The sequence below is a fragment of the Pseudomonas sp. SAR267 genome, from assembly GCF_052077595.1.
GTDB lineage: Bacteria > Pseudomonadota > Gammaproteobacteria > Pseudomonadales > Pseudomonadaceae > Aquipseudomonas > Aquipseudomonas vlassakiae.
On sequence record NZ_JBQIHU010000001.1, the window covers coordinates 1,274,803 to 1,287,944 of the forward strand.

General features: G+C 63.8%; 14 protein-coding genes. 2 read left to right on the forward strand and 12 right to left on the reverse strand.

The window, feature by feature from the left end; all coding sequences use genetic code 11:
- Complete coding sequence (gene rpmF, locus ACTORR_RS06290) at positions 1-183, reverse strand: 50S ribosomal protein L32 (RefSeq protein ID WP_003247154.1); 183 nt, start codon at positions 181-183, stop codon at positions 1-3.
- Between the two features lie 13 nt (positions 184-196).
- Positions 197-724, reverse strand: coding sequence for a YceD family protein (locus ACTORR_RS06295; protein WP_027919446.1), 528 nt, complete (start codon positions 722-724; stop codon positions 197-199).
- A gap of 96 nt (positions 725-820) precedes the next feature.
- Between ACTORR_RS06295 and ACTORR_RS06300 the strand changes: the two genes are divergently transcribed.
- Entirely contained in the window at positions 821-1,399 is a 579-nt protein-coding gene (locus ACTORR_RS06300; RefSeq protein ID WP_441343589.1) for a Maf family protein, read from the forward strand.
- Positions 1,400-1,696: 297 nt separating this feature from the next.
- On the opposite strand, the gene ACTORR_RS06305 is transcribed toward ACTORR_RS06300, so the two are convergent.
- From ACTORR_RS06305 to rluC, 3 genes are read right to left on the reverse strand one after another with little or no spacing between them, the layout of a single operon-like run.
- Positions 1,697-2,731, reverse strand: coding sequence for a S49 family peptidase (locus ACTORR_RS06305; RefSeq protein ID WP_313365905.1), 1,035 nt, complete (start codon positions 2,729-2,731; stop codon positions 1,697-1,699).
- Positions 2,732-2,733: 2 nt separating this feature from the next.
- Positions 2,734-3,414, reverse strand: a complete 681-nt coding sequence (locus ACTORR_RS06310) for an HAD family hydrolase (protein WP_054883747.1) — start codon at positions 3,412-3,414, stop codon at positions 2,734-2,736.
- The gene (gene rluC, locus ACTORR_RS06315) at positions 3,404-4,360 is read right to left on the reverse strand and encodes a 23S rRNA pseudouridine(955/2504/2580) synthase RluC (protein ID WP_027919450.1); all 957 of its coding nucleotides are present in this window, start codon (positions 4,358-4,360) and stop codon (positions 3,404-3,406) included. The genes ACTORR_RS06310 and rluC overlap by 11 nt, the downstream gene beginning before the upstream one ends.
- Before the next feature lie 801 nt (positions 4,361-5,161).
- Between rluC and rne the strand changes: the two genes are divergently transcribed.
- Positions 5,162-8,458, forward strand: coding sequence for a ribonuclease E (rne, locus tag ACTORR_RS06320; RefSeq protein ID WP_441343590.1), 3,297 nt, complete (start codon positions 5,162-5,164; stop codon positions 8,456-8,458).
- A 98-nt stretch (positions 8,459-8,556) separates the two neighbouring features.
- Here rne and murB read toward each other — a convergent pair whose 3' ends face one another.
- The 7 genes from murB to ACTORR_RS06355 are packed head-to-tail and all read right to left on the reverse strand — an operon-like array spanning position 8,557 to position 13,094.
- On the reverse strand, positions 8,557-9,576 hold the full coding sequence (murB, locus tag ACTORR_RS06325) for a UDP-N-acetylmuramate dehydrogenase (RefSeq protein ID WP_313365719.1): 1,020 nt from the start codon (positions 9,574-9,576) through the stop codon (positions 8,557-8,559).
- A complete protein-coding gene (locus tag ACTORR_RS06330; RefSeq protein WP_099814823.1) occupies positions 9,573-10,037 on the reverse strand; it encodes a low molecular weight protein-tyrosine-phosphatase in 465 nt (154 codons plus the stop codon). The genes murB and ACTORR_RS06330 overlap by 4 nt, the downstream gene beginning before the upstream one ends.
- Positions 10,037-10,801 (reverse strand): 3-deoxy-manno-octulosonate cytidylyltransferase, encoded by a 765-nt coding sequence (kdsB, locus tag ACTORR_RS06335; protein WP_054883742.1) that lies wholly within the window; start codon positions 10,799-10,801, stop codon positions 10,037-10,039. The genes ACTORR_RS06330 and kdsB overlap by 1 nt, the downstream gene beginning before the upstream one ends.
- Positions 10,798-10,983 (reverse strand): Trm112 family protein, encoded by a 186-nt coding sequence (locus ACTORR_RS06340; protein ID WP_003247142.1) that lies wholly within the window; start codon positions 10,981-10,983, stop codon positions 10,798-10,800. Before ACTORR_RS06340 ends, kdsB begins: the two co-directional genes overlap by 4 nt.
- Before the next feature lie 43 nt (positions 10,984-11,026).
- Positions 11,027-12,028: a tetraacyldisaccharide 4'-kinase gene (gene lpxK / locus ACTORR_RS06345; protein WP_313365720.1), complete on the reverse strand. Its 1,002-nt coding sequence runs from the start codon at positions 12,026-12,028 to the stop codon at positions 11,027-11,029.
- Positions 12,028-12,462, reverse strand: coding sequence for an ExbD/TolR family protein (locus ACTORR_RS06350; protein WP_054883740.1), 435 nt, complete (start codon positions 12,460-12,462; stop codon positions 12,028-12,030). The genes lpxK and ACTORR_RS06350 overlap by 1 nt, the downstream gene beginning before the upstream one ends.
- Positions 12,459-13,094 (reverse strand): MotA/TolQ/ExbB proton channel family protein, encoded by a 636-nt coding sequence (locus tag ACTORR_RS06355; RefSeq protein WP_023379394.1) that lies wholly within the window; start codon positions 13,092-13,094, stop codon positions 12,459-12,461. The genes ACTORR_RS06350 and ACTORR_RS06355 overlap by 4 nt, the downstream gene beginning before the upstream one ends.
- Between the last annotated feature and the right edge of the window lie 48 nt (positions 13,095-13,142).

The window sequence follows — 13,142 nt, forward strand, 5'->3', positions numbered from 1 at the left end:
TTACTCGTCAGCGCCCTTATCGACCACTTTGCGGCCACGGTATACGCCTTCTGGCGAAACGTGGTGACGCAGGTGCACTTCACCGGTGGTCTTTTCTACCGACAGCGCGTTTTCCGACAGGGCGTCGTGGGAACGGCGCATGTCACGGGCAGAGCGGGATTTTTTGTTCTGCTGAACAGCCATAATTGATTAACTCCTAAACGTTTGGGTCACGCTTTAACTGCGCCAAAACACTGAACGGGTTGGACCGCGATACCTCGTCCTTGCTCGATTCGGGCTCGTCTGCGCCCGCCGGCTGCTGGCATTCTTCCGGATGGTGAGCAGGCACGATAGGCAAGGCGAGCAGCAGCTCCTCCTCGACCAAGGCCTGCAGATCCAAAGGATCTTCGCCCAGTTCCAGCACGTCATAGCCTTTCGGCAACGACTGGGTATTCGCACCCTCCTTCACCACGGCGTAAGTACATTCGCTGTGGATCGGCAGGGTGACCAGCTCAAGACAACGCTGGCAAACCATTTTGACTTCGACGTCCAGCTCGCTGTGGATAACCACCACGTGCTGTTCATCTCGTTCAAAATCGAACTTCGCCTGCACCGTACCGACATCGTCGGAAAGCGGGTCGCAGAGTCTTTCCAAATCAGCGAGTTGCAGCGTACCAGTGATGGATACGCCTCGGTCGGCTAATTTGCGCGGGTCAACGTGAGGTGGAATCGGGTCATTCAACATAGGCGCAGCATTCTAGGGATGCCCCCCGCCCCTGTCAAAGGAAATTAGGCGGCATCTCGCATGTTAGAATCGGGTTCAACTGACCAGGAGTCTATCATGCTGCCTCTGTTGCTGGCTTCCAGCTCTGCCTACCGACGCGAACTGCTCGCGCGCCTGCGCCTGCCCTTCACCTGGGCAAGCCCCGACCTAGACGAGCGACGCCTGGCTGACGAACCCGCTGTGGAACTGGTGAAACGCCTGGCCAGGCAAAAGGCCGAAGCGCTTGCCGCCAGCCATCCGGGGCACCTGATCATCGGCTCTGACCAGGTCGCGGTATTGGGCGAACAGATCCTCGGCAAGCCGCACACCTTCGATCGCGCCTGCGAGCAGCTGCTCGAAGCCAGCGGCCAGCAGGTGACCTTCCTGACCGGGCTGGCACTGCTCAATACCGCAACCGGGCACTGCCAGGTCGACTGCGTGCCGTTCACGGTCATCATGCGCGAGCTGAATCGGGAGCAGGTGGAGCGCTATGTGCAGGCGGAGCAGCCGCTGGATTGCGCGGGGAGCTTCAAGGCGGAAGGATTGGGGGTGAGTTTGTTTCAGAGCACCCATGGGTGCGATGCCACCAGCCTGATCGGGCTGCCGCTGATTCGGCTGGTGGATATGCTGACCCGGGAGGGGGTGGTTGTTCCTTGAGCCTGGCTTGAAAATTTTTGCGCCTGGGAGATCGAGCGCCGCCCGCGCGGCGCATCGCGACCAAGGTCGCTCCCACATCTGTTTCGGGCCAATCCCTCCTGTGAAGCCAACAGGGAACGCCTTGGCGCAAGGCAGAAGACAGGTGGAGCCACCGAGATGTATCGCCATGCCAACAAGGCGGATCCTGTTGGCGGCACAGGAGATACTGGCCCGACACAGATGTGGGAGCGGGCTTGCCCGCGATGCGCCGCGCGGGCGGCGCTCGATCTCACAGGCACCACAAAACTCAAGACGAACTCAGCGCAGCTGAGGCCCCTGGAACCCCATCCACATGGCCAGGTGCTCGGCCACGCTGGCACCAATGCGCTTGGAGAAGCGATCGAACGGCGACTCCTGCACGGTGTAATCGACCAAGTCCTTCTCACCCACGATCTCACGCGCCACGTAGCTGGCACTGCCCAGCCCGTCCACCAGCCCCAGTGCCTTGGCCTGCTCACCCGACCAGACCAGGCCACTGAACAGCTCCGGATGCTCCTTGTCCTTCAGGCGGTCACCCCGCCCCTGCTTGACCATGGCAATGAACTGCTGGTGCGTGGTATTGAGCACACCCTGCCAGAACGCACGCTCTTCAGGTTTTTCAGGCGAGAACGGATCAAGAAACGCCTTGTGCTCGCCAGCGGTGTAGGTACGACGCTCCACGCCCAGCTTCTCCATGGAGCCCACGAAACCGTAGCCGGCCGCCGTCACACCAATGGAACCGACCAGGCTGGCCTTGTCGGCATAGATCTCATCCGCCGCACTGGCGATGTAATAAGCCCCGGAAGCGCCCAGGTCGGCTATCACTGCATACAGTTTGATATCCGTGTACTCGCCACGCAGACGACGGATCTCGTCATACACATAGCCTGCCTGCACAGGGCTGCCGCCCGGACTGTTGATGCGCAGGACCACCGCCTTGGTCTTGGGGTCCTTGAACGCATCGCGCAGGCTCTTGACGATATTGTCGGCGCTGGCCGCTTCCTGGTCGGCAATCACCCCGCGCACTTCAACCAGGGCTGTGTGGTTGCCACTGCGCGACGCGGCCTTGTCCACATCCATGAACGGCAGGAACAGGGCGAGAATGCCAAACAGGTAGATGAAAGTCAGAAGCTTGAAGAAGATCCCCCATCGCCGGGACCGACGCTGCTCCTGAACCCCGGCCAGCAAGGTCTTTTCAAGCAACTTCCAGCTCTTCTGCTCTACACGAGCCTCTTCGTTCTGCGCTTCACGCGCTTCGCGAGCGAGACGCTCCTCTTCGGTCTCGTTAACCGGCGCTTTCCACTCGTCAGCCATGCTCACCTACCTTGGAATTGGACTTGCCTGGAACCAGCCAGCCACTCGCGCAGCTGGGAAAAATGATCGATGCATACTTGCGGGCCAAACTCGGCCAGTGCCTGAAGCGACATCGCACCGTAGCCCACCGCCACCGAATGCATGCCGGCATTGCTGGCCATTTGCAGGTCGAATGCCGAATCTCCGACCATCAGCGCCCGACCAGGTTCGACACCGCAATGCCCGAGGATTTCCTCAAGCATGAGCGGGTGAGGCTTGCCGCGGGTTTCGTCGGCGGCACGGGTAACGTCGAAGAACCGCTCCCAACCATTGGCCTTGAGCACCCGATCCAGGCCGCGGCGCGCCTTGCCGGTCGCTACTGCCAGGCGATAGCCCTCGGCACGGAAGGCATCCAGCGATTCGACCACACCGTCGAACAGCGGCGAAGGTTGTTGATCGAGGGCCATATAGATGTCGGCATAGTGCTGACGGAAGGTTTCGACCTGCTGCGGATCAAGGTGTGGATACAGTGTCGAGATGGCCTCCCCAAGCGCCAGGCCAATGATGCCCTTGACCGCACCCTCAGGGCTTGGCGCCTCGCCGGCACGCTCGGCAGCGGCATTCATCGCCTCGACGATGCGGCCGATGGAATCGGCCAGGGTGCCGTCCCAGTCGAAAATCAGCAGCTCATAGTCACGGCGCACTCAAACGCTCCACGGTCTTGGCCCAGACTTCGTCCACAGGCGCTTCGAGTTTCAGCTCGCCGCCATCTGGCAGCGGCACGGTCAATGCGTAGGCATGCAGGAACAGGCGCTTGCCCCCCAGTTCGCGGATCTCGCGGCTGAAATCCTCGTCGCCATACTTGCTGTCACCGGCGATCATGTGCCCGGCATGCAGGGTATGCACGCGAATCTGGTGGGTGCGACCGGTGATCGGGCGCGCCTCGACAATGGTGGCGAACTCGCCGAACCGACGCAGCACGCGGAACAGGGTCAACGCCTCCTTGCCTTCATCGTTGACTTCGACCATGCGTTCGCCGGAGCGCAGGTTGCTCTTGAGCAGCGGGGCGTTGACCTGCTTCTTCGAGGTTGGCCAGTGACCGCGCACCAGCGCCATGTAGCGCTTGTCCACGCCGTCACCGCGCAAGGCAGCATGCAAGTGGCGCAGCATGCTGCGCTTCTTGGCGATCATCAGCAGGCCAGAGGTGTCGCGGTCCAGGCGGTGCACCAGCTCCAGTTCCTTGGCGTCCGGGCGCAGCTGGCGCAGCGCCTCGATCACGCCGAAGCTCAGGCCGCTGCCACCGTGCACGGCGATGCCGGCTGGCTTGTTCATCACGATCAGCGCCTTGTCTTCGTAGACGATGGCGGCTTCCAGGCGTTGCAGCAGCCCCTGGGCCACCGGCGCCGGCTCGTCACGCTCGGGCAAGCGGACGGGCGGCACGCGCACGATATCGCCGGCCTGGATCTTGTACTCGGGTTTGACCCGCCCCTTGTTGACGCGCACCTCACCCTTGCGCAGGATGCGGTAGACCAAGGTCTTGGGCACGCCCTTGAGCGCCGTGATAAGGAAATTGTCGATGCGTTGGCCGGCAAGTTCCGGCGCGACTTCGATCAGCTGGACGCCGGAAGTCGGGGGGGTATTGGTCGTCATGGAGGGGATCATAACAATTATTTATGGAATTGAAGCACTTAATCATCAATGCTATAGTCGCGAACGCCGCCAAAAGCGGCAGGCCAGTGAAACCAGGCCCTGGGCCGGTTACTGACCTACGCAGTTCTCCAGGACGCGAGGCCGTCCTACGGGGTTTTCGCCAGTTTACCGAATTGCCTGGAATCGCCACCAGCGCTGTGTAGAGAAGACCGAAAAAAAACGACAAGTGTGGTTATTCACCTGCTTCCCGATTCTTTTCGCTGCACCTCTGCCCGCCCCCGTCGCTTCCACGCAACGCAAGGCGAATGCTTCGGAAATACCTGCCTTGGACATGTAATGGCGTCAGCTTCCCGTTCGAAGCTGGCGAAAAATGCAACCCGTTGCGGATTCAGCGCGCGGCAGCACCCGAATTATCAGGGATACGTGCAGGGTGGAGATGCACAGCCCTCGGACCGTGTAGCACCGCGTCCGGCCACCGGCCCACTGAACGGCCGGCGAGCGGATAAGGTCCTGAACAGATGCCTCCGGGCGTCCACGGCTGACGGTTGATTCCTCCTCCTGACTGAGTGCACGAGGCCCGCTTGGTTGATTCGGATACCCATTCGAAGCCACCGGGGCCTGGTAGGCACCGCAGCAAACAGGACGCGTCGTCGCGACAACGGCAGGCTGGGCAACCGGCTGGTGCCGAACGTTGCTCGACACGGGGGTGGCCCGGCCACCCTTTGCGCACCTTGGCACCGACCATGAGAAGTCGTGTGTGCCGCACGCCGTTTCCGGCAGCCCGGAAACCGACGGTACAACATGAAAAGAATGCTGATTAACGCAACTCAACCTGAAGAGTTGCGTGTAGCCCTGGTGGACGGCCAACGTCTCTACGACCTGGACATCGAGTCCGGCGCGCGCGAGCAGAAAAAGGCCAACATCTACAAAGGCAAGATCACCCGGATCGAGCCCAGCCTCGAAGCCGCCTTCGTCGACTTCGGCTCCGAACGTCACGGCTTCCTGCCGCTGAAGGAAATCTCCCGCGAGTACTTCAAGAAGTCCCCTGAAGGCCGGGTCAACATCAAGGAAGTCCTGAGCGAAGGCCAGGAAGTCATCGTCCAGGTCGAGAAGGAAGAGCGCGGCAACAAAGGCGCCGCCCTGACCACCTTCATCAGCCTGGCTGGCCGCTACCTGGTGCTGATGCCCAACAACCCGCGTGCCGGTGGCATCTCGCGCCGTATCGAAGGCGAAGAGCGCAACGAACTGCGTGAAGCCCTGAACGGCCTGACCGTACCGGGCGACATGGGCCTGATCGTACGCACTGCCGGCCTTGGCCGCAGCAGCGAAGAAATGCAGTGGGACCTCGATTACCTGCTGCAACTGTGGACCGCCATCAAGGAAGCGTCCCAGGACCGTGCCGCGCCCTTCCTGATCTACCAGGAAAGCAACGTCATCATCCGCGCCATCCGCGACTACCTGCGCCAGGACATCGGCGAAGTGCTGATCGACAGCATCGATGCCCAGGAAGAAGCCCTGACGTTCATCCGCCAGGTGATGCCGCAGTACGCCAGCAAGGTCAAGCTCTACGAAGACAGCGTGCCGCTGTTCAACCGTTTCCAGATCGAAAGCCAGATCGAGACCGCCTTCCAGCGCGTCGTCGACCTGCCGTCCGGCGGCTCGATCGTGATCGACCCGACCGAAGCCCTGGTGTCCATCGACATCAACTCGGCGCGCGCCACCAAGGGCAGCGACATCGAAGAAACCGCCCTGCAGACCAACCTGGAAGCGGCCGAGGAAATCGCACGTCAGCTGCGCCTGCGTGACATCGGCGGCCTGATCGTCATCGACTTCATCGACATGACTCCGGCGAAGAACCAGCGCGCCGTGGAAGAGCGTGTGCGTGAATGCCTGGAAGCCGACCGTGCCCGCGTGCAGGTTGGCCGCATCTCGCGCTTCGGCCTGCTGGAAATGTCCCGTCAGCGCCTGCGCCCATCGCTCGGCGAAAGCAGCGGCATCGTCTGCCCACGCTGCTCCGGCACCGGCATCATCCGCGACGTCGAATCGCTGTCGCTGGCCATCCTGCGCCTGATCGAAGAAGAAGCCCTGAAAGACCGCACCGCCGAAGTACGCGCCCAGGTGCCGATCCCGGTCGCAGCCTTCCTGCTCAACGAGAAGCGCAACTCGATCACCAAGATCGAACTGCGCACCCGCGCCCGCATCATCATCCTGCCGAACGACCACCTGGAAACCCCGCACTTCGAAGTCCAGCGCCTGCGCGACGACAACCCGGAAGTGCTGAACAACCAGTCCAGCTACGAAATCGCCGCCTCCGAAGCCGAAGAAGCGCCGCAGCCGACCGCCACCCGCACCCTGGTTCGCCAGGAAGCTGCGGTCAAGACCGCCCCGGCCCGCGCCAACGCCCCGGTACCGAGCGCCGCCGAAGAGCAACCTCAAGCGGCCGCACCGGCAGCGCGTGCGCCGAGCGCACCTGAGCCAAGCCTGTTCAAGGGCCTGGTGAAGTCGCTGGTCAGCCTGTTCGCCGGCAAGCAAGAGCCTGCCGCCGCACCAGTCGTCGCTGCCGCTGAAAAGCCGGCCGCCGAGCGCAGCCAACGCAACGAAGAGCGCCGCAACGGTCGCCAGCAGAGCCGCAACCGCAACGGCCGTCGCGATGAAGAGCGCAAGCCGCGTGAAGAGCGCGCCGAGCGCGCCCCGCGTGAAGAGCGCCAACCGCGTGAAGAACGCGCACCTCGCGAAGAGCGCGCCCCACGTGAAGAACGCACTCCTCGTGAAGAGCGCGCTCCGCGTGAAGAACGCGCCCCGCGCCCGCCACGCGAAGACCGCCGTGGCAACCGCGGTGAAGAACGCGTACGCGAACTGCGTGAGCCGCTGGACGCCGCACCAGCCGAACGCGAAGAGCGTCAGCCGCGTGAAGAACGGGTAGCCCGCGAGGAGCGTGCACCTCGTGAAGAGCGTGCCCCACGTGAAGAACGCGCACCTCGCGAGGAACGTGCCCCACGTGAAGAGCGCGCCCCTCGCGAAGAGCGTGCCCCACGTGAAGAACGCGCACCTCGCGAAGAGCGTGCCCCGCGTGAAGAGCGCGCTCCTCGTGAAGAGCGCCAGCCACGCCCACCGCGCGAAGAGCGCCAGCCACGCCCGGCCGAACAAGCCGCCGAGCAGGCTGCCGAGCTCGCCGAGGAGCAACTGCCGAACGAAGAGCTGCTGCAGGATGAGCAGGAAGGCACCGATGATGAGCGTCCGCGTCGTCGCTCCCGTGGCCAGCGTCGCCGCAGCAACCGCCGTGAGCGTCAGCGCAATGCCAATGGCGAGCTGATCGAAGGCAGCGAGGAAGAAGGCAGCGAAGAACAGCCGCAACAGCACCAGGCCACTGCGCTTGGCGCCGAGCTGGCAGCCGGCCTGGCCGTCACCGCCGCTGTCGCCAGCAGCCAGATCAGCGCCAATGCAGAGGCTGAAGCCAACCAGCAGGCCGAACGCGCCAACGCCGAAGCTGTGACCACTGAAAACAGCGAAGTCGCCCAGCCGACCGAGCAGGTTGAAGAGGTTGCCCAGGCCGAGCAGGCAGCCATCGCACCGGTGGTCGAGCAGCCAGTCAGCGGCCCCGTCGCCGTGGTCGAAGCCGGCGTCGAGCCAGTGGTCGAGGTCGCACCACAGCCTGTGGCCGAAGAAGCTCCTGCCACTGCAGAGCCAGTGCTCGTTGCCGAAGCACCGGTCGCAGTGCCTGCCGCTGAAAATGCACCCGCCGTTGAAGCGCCAGTTGCCGAAGCGGCGGTCGTCGAGGCCGGTGAAGCCGAGAAGGCCCAGGTCGCGGTCGAGCAAGCCCCAGTCGCCGAGCAGCCAGCGCCTGTCGCCGATGCCCAGCCTGTAGTGGCCGCAGAAACTGCGCCTGCAGCCGTCGAAGCCGCACCGGTAGTTGTCGAGCAGGCCCCTGCGGAACAAGCTCCGGCCGCTACCGTAATGCTGCCAAACGGCCGCGCCCCGAACGACCCTCGTGAAGTGCGTCGCCGCAAGCGTGAGGCCGAGGCTGCTGCCAAAGCCGCCGAGGAAGCTGCCAAGGGCGTGCTGGAAACCGCCGATGAGCACAAGCCTCATCACGGTTGATAGCCAAGGCTGAATGAAAAAGCCCCGCCAGTGCGAACTGGCGGGGCTTTTTCTTGGCTATCTGTTTACCCACGAAGCAGGCAACAGCGGCAGATCGATCAGTACAGGTTGGGCTCCATCTCCAGCGCCACCCCGAACCGCTCCAGGATATCCGCCTGGATCCGCTGCGCCAGCGCATGCACCTGCGCACCACTCGCCTGGCCATGATTGACCAACACCAGCGACTGCAACCGATGCACCCCGGCATCTCCCTCGCGATAACCTTTCCAGCCCGCTTGTTCGATCAGCCAGCCCGCTGCCAGCTTCACCTGGCCATCAGCCTGGGGATAAGCGACCACACCCGGATACTGGGCACGGATGCGCGCCACCTGCTCAGCCGACACGACCGGGTTCTTGAAGAAGCTCCCGGCATTACCCAGCTCGGCGGGATCCGGCAATTTCTCGCGACGAATGCTGCAAATCGCGTCACTGATCGCCTGCGCGGTCGGTTGTTCGACGCCCTGCTCCGCCAGCCGCTGGCGCACCGGGCCATAGTCCAGATGTGCCTGCAGCTCATGGCGCAGGGCAAAGCGTACACGCAGAATCAACCAACGCCCCGGGTTGCGCTTGAATACGCTGTCGCGGTAACCGAAAGCACAGGCCTCCAGGTTGAAATCGCGCAGTGCTCCGGTTTCACGGTCCAGCGCAGTCAGGCCGGCGAACACATCCTTGATCTCGACCCCATAGGCGCCGACATTCTGCATCGGCGCAGCCCCCACGGTGCCGGGGATCAGGCTGAGGTTTTCCAGGCCGCAGTAGCCTTGGGCCAGCGACCATTGCACGAACGGGTGCCAGGGTTCACCCGCTTGCGCTTCGACCACCACACGTTCGCCATCGTCGCTCATGACCCGCCGACCACGGCTGGCCATGTGCAACACCACTGCGTCGATATCGCGAGTCAGCAGCAGGTTGCTCCCACCCCCGATCACGTGCACCGCCAGCTTGCGCTGGCGCGCCTGAGCCAGCACCTCGCGCACGTCTTCATCGCTGTGCGCCTGGGTGAAATAACGGGCTTTCACATCGATGCCAAAGGTGTTGTAGGGCTTGAGCGAAACCTGTTCCTGCCAAACCGCTGTCATAACCGCCCCTTGATTTCCACGACCAGCTCGCGGCACGCAGCCTCGATCAGGTCGAGCACCTGCTCGAAGCCCTCAGCACCGCCATAGTAAGGGTCGGGCACCTCGTCCAGGGCCGCGCCATAGCGGCGCAGGAACAGGTCGAGTTCGCCAGCGGCGTCGTGTGGGCGCAGGGCGCGCAAGTGGCCAAGGTTGCTTTCATCCATGGCCAGGATCAGGTCGTACTCGGCGAAATGCGCCGGCTTGACCTGCTGGGCACGTTGCTGCGACAAATCATAACCACGCGCCAACGCAGCCTTGCAGGTGCGGCTGTCAGGTGCCTTGCCGACATGCCAGTCGCCGGTACCGGCAGACGCCACATGCACCTGCTCAGCCAGGCCGGCGGCCTGCAACTGATGACGCAGCACGCCTTCGGCGGTGGGCGATCGGCAGATGTTGCCGAGGCAGACGAACAGGATGCGCATCAGGCCTCCAGCAAGCGCCGTACGCGCTCCAGGTCTTCAGGGGTATCGACGCCCACGGCTGGCGCTTCGATAGCATCCTCGACGTGAATGCGCACGCCGTGCCACAGTGCACGCAACTGCTCCAGGGCCTCGGTCTGCTCGAGCCAGCACGGGCCCCAGCTGACGAAATCCTGGAGGAAGCCGACGCGGTAGGCGTACATGCCGATATGGCGGCGATACGGCACGCCTTCCGGCAGCACGTTACGATCCTTGGCAAAGGCATCACGGGCCCAAGGCAGCGGCGCGCGGCTGAATGTCAGGGCCAGGCCGTTCTTGTCGCTGACCACCTTGACGGCATTGGGGTTGAATACCGTTTCTGGCTCATGGATCGGCTCGGCCAGGGTGGCGATACCCGCTTCCGGGTGGGCAGCCAGGTTGGCGGCCACCTGGTCGATGATCACTGGCGGGATCAGCGGCTCGTCACCCTGCACGTTGACCACGATGGCCTCAGCGGAAAGGCCCAGGTGCTCGGCCACTTCGGCCAGGCGGTCGGTGCCCGATTCATGGTCGGCGCGGGTCATCAGCACTTCGGCGCCGAAGGCCTGGCAGGCTTCTAAGATGCTCGCGTCATCGGTGGCGATGACCACACGGCTGGCGCCGCTCTTGCGCGCCTGCTCCCAGACGTGCTGGACCATCGGCTTGCCGGCGATCGCCAGCAATGGCTTGCCCGGCAGACGCGTGGAGCGCAGCCGGGCAGGAATTACCACGGTGAAATCCACGCTCATTTGTCCAGACGCTCGTCGTCGGTCAGGGTACGAGCTTCGCTTTCCAGCATCACCGGAATACCGTCGCGGATCGGGTAGGCCAGGCCTGCGCCCTTGCTGATCAGCTCGGTCTTGTCGGCGCTGAGCTTGAGCGGGCCCTTGGTGATCGGGCAGGCCAGGATATCGAGCAGTTTGGTGTCCATGGAAGCGTCCTTGAGGCCGGATGGCCAGAAATTGAAGTAGGGCTCAGGGCTCGCGCAGCAAGCGCTGCAGCTGGCTGTCGAACCACGCGCCGAAAGCTGGCGCAGGCTGTGCCTCGACAGCCAGGTACCACCAGTCATCGGCTGCGAAGGCCCGGCATTTCACCGCATCCTTCTCGGTCATGACCAGCGGCAGCGCCGGGCTGAACGCCAGGCTTTCGGCGCTGAACTGCGCGTGGTCGGCAAAGGGATGCGGCACCGGTTGCCAGTTTAGCCCCAGCAGGGTATTGAAGAAACGTTGCGGGTTGCCGATACCAGCAACCGCGTGCAGGCGCTGGCCTGCCGGGAAATGATCCAGTCCACGGCGCTCGCCGCTGCGCAGGTTGACCAGGGCGGACGGCTGCAGGCGCAAAGCGAAACCCTCGGCGCGGTCTTCACTGGCGCCGTTGAACAGCACGGCGTCGGCATCCTGCAGCCGCTCGGCAGGCTCGCGCAGCGGCCCGGCCGGCAGGCAACGGCGATTGCCAAGGCCACGGGCAGCATCGATCAGCACCAGTTCAAGGTCACGGGCCAGGCGGTAGTGCTGCATGCCATCGTCACACAGGATCAGGTCCAGTGGCTCGCTGGCCAGCAGCGCCTTTACCGCAGCAGATCGGTCAGGGTCGATCATCAGCGGCACATCCGTGCGCTGGACGATCAGCAAGGGTTCGTCGCCGGCCTGTGCGGCTGGCTGGCTGGCCTCCACACGCCATGGGTAGTGTGGCGGCTTGGCACCGTAACCACGGCTGACCACGCCAACCTTGAGGCCCTGGCGACGGCAATGCTCGATCAGCCAGAGAATCATCGGCGTCTTGCCGGTGCCCCCCACGGTGATGTTGCCTACCACGATGACCGGCACCGGTGCCCGGTAGCTGGCACTCTCACCACTGAGAAAACGCGCGCGCTTGCGCATCACCACGCGCCGGTACAGCGCTTCGAGCGGGCGCAGCAGCGCCAGGGCCGGATGCCCGGCGTACCAGGCGGCGAGCAAGCGGTCGGCGAGCGCCATCAAGGTGTCCCCTGGGCAGCCTCGACGGTGGTCATGCGCAGGTGGCTGAAACCGAGCTTGCCGGCGGCATCCATTGCGGTGACCACGGCCTGGTGCGGGGTCTTGCCATCGGCGCTGATGGCCAGCGGCAACTTGTTGTCACCCCCCGACTCGCGCTCGATGGCCTCGGTCAGGGTCGCCAGGTCGCTCTTGGGTAGCAGGTGATTGTTCACCGAATACACGCCATCGGCGCTGATGGTCACTTCAACCAGCTTGCCCTGGTCCGCCGGCGGCTGCTCGGCGCTCGCCGCCTCGGGCAGCTCGACACGCAACTGGGTCTCGCGGGTGAAGGTGGTGGTGACCACGAAGAACAGCAGCAGGACGAACACCACATCGATCAGCGATGCGAGGTTGATGTCGACGTTCTCCCGCTGGCGATTGCGCCGGAACTTCACGCCTTGCCTCCGGCCACTTCCACTTCGCGGTCGCCCTGGATCACCTCCACCAGTTTGATCGCCTCCTGCTCCATGCCCACCACCAGTTCGTCGATGCGGCGCAGCAGGAAGCGATGGAAGAACACCGCCGGGATACCGACCATCAGGCCGGCTGCGGTGGTGACCAGGGCCTTGGAGATACCACCGGCCAGCACCGCGGCATTGGCGGTCATCTGCGAGCCCATGAAAGCGCTGAAAATGTCGATCATGCCCAGCACGGTGCCCAGCAGGCCGAGCAGCGGCGCCATGGCAGCGATGGTGCCGAGGGTGCTGATGTAGCGCTCCAGTTCGTGGATGACGCGCGAGGCGGCTTCCTCGATGCACTCTTTCATGATTTCGCGGCCATGGCGCGAATTGGCCAGGCCCGCCGCGAGGATCTCGCCCAGCGGCGAATCAGCACGCAGGGCCTTGAGCTTGTCACTGGTGAGTTGCTTGTCCTTGATCCATATCCATACCTGGCCCAGCAGGTGCGGCGGGGTAACGCGGCTGGCGCGCAGGGTCCACAGGCGCTCGACGACGATAGCCATGGCGGCGATGGAACTCAGAATGATCGGCAGCATCATCCAACCACCGGACTTGACCAATTCCCACACAGTAAACGCCCCTCTGGAAAAAGGCCGCCACTCTAACACAGGAGCGCA

Bases quoted from the DNA above. Each gene is read 5' to 3' on its own strand.
- rpmF (WP_003247154.1), bottom strand. From the start codon at position 183: ATGGCTGTTCAGCAGAACAAAAAATCCCGCTCTGCCCGTGACATGCGC.
- ACTORR_RS06295 (WP_027919446.1), bottom strand. From the start codon at position 724: ATGTTGAATGACCCGATTCCACCTCACGTTGACCCGCGCAAATTAGCC.
- ACTORR_RS06300 (WP_441343589.1), top strand. From the start codon at position 821: ATGCTGCCTCTGTTGCTGGCTTCCAGCTCTGCCTACCGACGCGAACTG.
- ACTORR_RS06305 (WP_313365905.1), bottom strand. From the start codon at position 2,731: ATGGCTGACGAGTGGAAAGCGCCGGTTAACGAGACCGAAGAGGAGCGT.
- rluC (WP_027919450.1), bottom strand. From the start codon at position 4,360: ATGACGACCAATACCCCCCCGACTTCCGGCGTCCAGCTGATCGAAGTC.
- rne (WP_441343590.1), top strand. From the start codon at position 5,162: ATGAAAAGAATGCTGATTAACGCAACTCAACCTGAAGAGTTGCGTGTA.
- murB (WP_313365719.1), bottom strand. From the start codon at position 9,576: ATGACAGCGGTTTGGCAGGAACAGGTTTCGCTCAAGCCCTACAACACC.
- ACTORR_RS06330 (WP_099814823.1), bottom strand. From the start codon at position 10,037: ATGCGCATCCTGTTCGTCTGCCTCGGCAACATCTGCCGATCGCCCACC.
- kdsB (WP_054883742.1), bottom strand. From the start codon at position 10,801: ATGAGCGTGGATTTCACCGTGGTAATTCCTGCCCGGCTGCGCTCCACG.
- ACTORR_RS06340 (WP_003247142.1), bottom strand. From the start codon at position 10,983: ATGGACACCAAACTGCTCGATATCCTGGCCTGCCCGATCACCAAGGGC.
- lpxK (WP_313365720.1), bottom strand. From the start codon at position 12,028: ATGGCGCTCGCCGACCGCTTGCTCGCCGCCTGGTACGCCGGGCATCCG.